Source organism: Albidovulum sp., from assembly GCF_008933605.1.
GTDB lineage: Bacteria > Pseudomonadota > Alphaproteobacteria > Rhodobacterales > Rhodobacteraceae > Albidovulum.
Map to the genome: position 1 here is coordinate 1 of NZ_WBUS01000237.1, position 3,302 is coordinate 3,302.

Sequence of the window (3,302 nt, forward strand, 5' to 3'; positions counted from 1 at the left end):
GAGCGCCGCCTGCCCCTTCACGCCCGCAGATCTTCGCGGAGGGGCTTCACATCGTGCCGCACCACGACGGGACGGTGGCGGTGGGGTCGACCGCGGAGGCGTCGTTCGACGCCCCGCTCACGACCGACGGGCATCTCGACGTGCTGATCGAACGGGCGCGCGCGCTCTGCCCCGCCCTGCGGGATGCGGCGGTGATCGAACGCTGGGCCGGCGTGCGGCCGCGGGCGAAGAGCCGCGCTCCGGTTCTCGGTCCCTGGCCGGGGCGTGCAGGCCAGTTCGTCGCCAACGGCGGCTTCAAGATCGGCTTCGGCATGGCGCCGAAGGTCGCCGAGGTCATGGCCGATCTGGTGCTGGAGGGGCGCGACGGTGTCCCGGACGGCTTCCGTGTCGAGGACTGTCTCTGACCTCAACGCCGGCGGCAGGCGCTGCCGTCGGTTCCAAGCATCCCAGTGGGCCGCCAGTTGGCGACGGCCGTGAGCGCGGCCAGCCGGATCAGGCAGGCCAGTTCGTCCTCGCGGTCGGGGTTCGGCGTAACGAGCCTGGCCCTGACCCCGAAGGCCGGGGTGCCGTCGGGCGGGATGACGTAGGCTTCCGGCGACAGGCCGACGGTCACCGTGACCGTGTAGAGCCACTCGCGGGTTCCGCCGGCACCGACCCAGCGCCCGACGTCGGAGCCCGTTACGACGTTCGCGATGATGTCCACAGGTGGTTCGCGGGCGGCCCTCAGCCCGGTTTTGGCGAGCGCGTCGGCCAGCGGCGGAACCAGATATTCGCCGTAGCCGCTGCCGTATTGCGAGGAGGAGAGCTCGATCATGTAGCGCTTGCCGTCCAGCGGCCCCGCGCCAGCCGGTGCGGCCGCAAGGAGCGCGGCGGCGATAACGGCGCGCAGGGTCACGGCACTGGCCGCCGGAAGGTGACGGAGGTCGGCCGGTCGTAGCCGGGGTGCGCGGTCTCGCCCGCGCGGACGAAGCCCATCGCCTCGAAGGCGGCGTGGTTGCCGGTCAGTTCCACCCGGCTCTGCATCTCAAGGACCGGCAGGCCGAGCGCCTTCGCGCGGATCGCCGCATGGGCGAGAAGCTGCCGCGCGAGGCCCTTGCGGTGGTGGCCGGCGGCGACGGCGAGCTTGCCGATGTAGAGCCGGCCGGGCTTTGGCGTCAGCACCATGCAGGCGAGCGGCGCGCTGAGTTCGTCGATCACCCACACCTCGCCCGCGCGCGCTGCCTCGGCCAGCGCCGCGCCGGTCAGGGCGTGGACCGACGACGGCGGGTCGACGATCCCGTCCATGTAGGCGAAGGCTTCGCGGATGAGGTTCAGGAAGGGACCCATGTCCTCGTCGCCGGTCAGGCGGCGGGGCGTGTAGCGCACCGGCAGGCCGTCGGCGAGCCGCACCCAGGGCAGGTGTTCGTTCCAGTTGACATGGGCGGTCGGCCGGAAGGCGGCGGGGTCGTCGAGCGTGGCGGCGAAGAAGTGGATCTCGTGCGCCCATCGGTCGCCCTCGTAGGCCATGGGACTGCCGCAGGACGGGCAGAAATGCCGCCGGACGCCCGGCGAGGAGGCGAAGGTCGCAGGCGTGGCCCCGGTCCAGCGCCAGCTTCCGTGGCTGACGCCGAGATAGCTTGTGAAGGGGGACGCGGTGACGCGGCGGCAGCTTTCGCAATGGCAATGCGCCTGCCAGTTGGGCACGCCCTGGAAGGTGTAGCGCACATTGCCGCAGAGGCACCGCCCGGTTCCGCCCTCCATCCTGCCCTCCCTCGTGCGGCACCGATTTGGCGCCCGGAAGGCGCGCCGGTCAAGCGGTCATGAGGGGAGGTGCACGAAACGACGCCACCGATATCTTGTGGAAAACCGCGCAGGCGCCGCGACATGCGGGGCGGGACGGTTGACTTGAGCCCTCGCTCGCCGCGAAGATCGCGGACCGGCGGGAATCACGAAGGCGGCACGTGCGCTTCACCAGGCTCAGACTGAACGGCTTCAAGAGCTTCGTGGACCCCACGGACCTCGTGATCCATGACGGGCTGACGGGCGTGGTGGGCCCGAACGGTTGCGGCAAGTCGAATCTGCTCGAGGCGCTGCGCTGGGTGATGGGCGAGAACCGCCCGACCGCGATGCGCGGCGACGGGATGGAGGACGTGATCTTCGCGGGGGCCGCGACCCGGCCGGCGCGGAACTTCGCCGAGGTCGCGCTGACGATCGACAATTCGGAACGGCTGGCGCCGTCGGGGTTCAACGACCAGGACGTGCTTGAGATCACCCGGCGGATCACGCGGGACGCGGGCTCGGCCTACAAGGCCAACAGCAACGACGTCCGGGCGCGCGACGTGCAGATGCTCTTTGCCGATGCCTCCACCGGCGCGCACTCCCCCGCCCTCGTCCGGCAGGGGCAGATCGCGGAACTCATCAACGCGCGGCCGAAGAACCGCCGCCGCGTGCTCGAGGAGGCCGCCGGCATCTCAGGCCTCTACCAGCGCCGCCACGAGGCGGAACTGAAGCTCTCGGCGACCGAGCAGAACCTGGCCCGTGTCGACGACGTGGTGGAGCAACTGGCCCAGCAGCTTGCCCAGTTGGCTCGGCAGGCGCGGCAGGCGGCGCGCTACCGCGAAATCGGCGAGGAACTGCGGCGGGCGGAGGGAATGCTTCTCTACCGCCGCTGGCGCGAGGCCGACGAGGCGCGAGCGGCGGCGGAGGCCGGGCTGACCGAATGCACGCGCCTCGCGGCGCAGGGCGAGGCCGCGGCGCGGGCGTCTGGCAAGGCGCGCGGCGAGGCGGAGGGGGTGCTTCCGCCGTTGCGCGAGGAGGAGGCCGTGGCGGCGGCGATCCTCCAGCGCCTGCAGGTGAGCCGCGATGCCCTGAAGGCCGAGGAGGCGCGGGCGGTCCAGACGATCGAGACCTTGACAGGCCGGATCGGCCAACTCGCCCGCGACATGGAGCGGGAGGCGGGGCTCAACCGCGATGCGGGCGAGACGATCGGACGGCTGGAGTGGGAACAGGCGCAGCTGGCGAAGGCGGCCGAGGGGCACGAGGACCAGCTTGCCGAAGCCCTGGAGGCGGCGCAGGCGGCGGCGCGGGTGCTCTCGGAGCGGGAGGCCGCGCTGTCGGAGCTGACCGAGGACGTGGCGCGGCTTTCGGCCCGCCACCAGTCGGCGCACCGGCTCTTCGCCGACAGCCGCGCGACGGTCGAGAAATCGGAAGCCGAAGCGGCCCGGGCACGGACGGCGGCGGCGGAGGCGGAGGCGGCGCTGGCGAAGGCCGCTGCCGACCGCGCGGCGGCCGAGCGGACCCAGGCCTGGACCTCGGTCCGGGCC

General features: G+C 72.3%; 4 protein-coding genes. 2 read left to right on the top strand and 2 right to left on the bottom strand.

The features are described from left to right. A partial coding sequence (locus F9K34_RS18020) for an NAD(P)/FAD-dependent oxidoreductase (RefSeq protein WP_291338489.1) occupies positions 1 to 404 on the top strand: 404 nt, incomplete at its 5' end. A 2-nt stretch (positions 405 to 406) separates the two neighbouring features. Here F9K34_RS18020 and F9K34_RS18025 read toward each other — a convergent pair. Both F9K34_RS18025 and F9K34_RS19090 read right to left on the bottom strand, forming a co-directional pair. After that, complete coding sequence (locus F9K34_RS18025; RefSeq protein WP_291338490.1) at positions 407 to 895, bottom strand: hypothetical protein; 489 nt, start codon at positions 893 to 895, stop codon at positions 407 to 409. Further along, on the bottom strand, positions 892 to 1,740 hold the full coding sequence (locus F9K34_RS19090; RefSeq protein ID WP_366557924.1) for a GNAT family N-acetyltransferase: 849 nt from the start codon (positions 1,738 to 1,740) through the stop codon (positions 892 to 894). The genes F9K34_RS18025 and F9K34_RS19090 overlap by 4 nt, the downstream gene beginning before the upstream one ends. A 200-nt stretch (positions 1,741 to 1,940) precedes the next feature. Here F9K34_RS19090 and F9K34_RS18040 point away from each other — a divergent pair. Continuing rightward, the coding region (locus tag F9K34_RS18040; RefSeq protein ID WP_291338491.1) for an AAA family ATPase at positions 1,941 to 3,302 on the top strand (1,362 nt) is incomplete at its 3' end.

What these genes read in the sequence shown, in the direction of transcription:
- F9K34_RS19090 (WP_366557924.1), bottom strand. Translation starts at nt 1,740, where the DNA reads ATGGAGGGCGGAACCGGGCGGTGCCTCTGCGGCAATGTGCGCTACACC.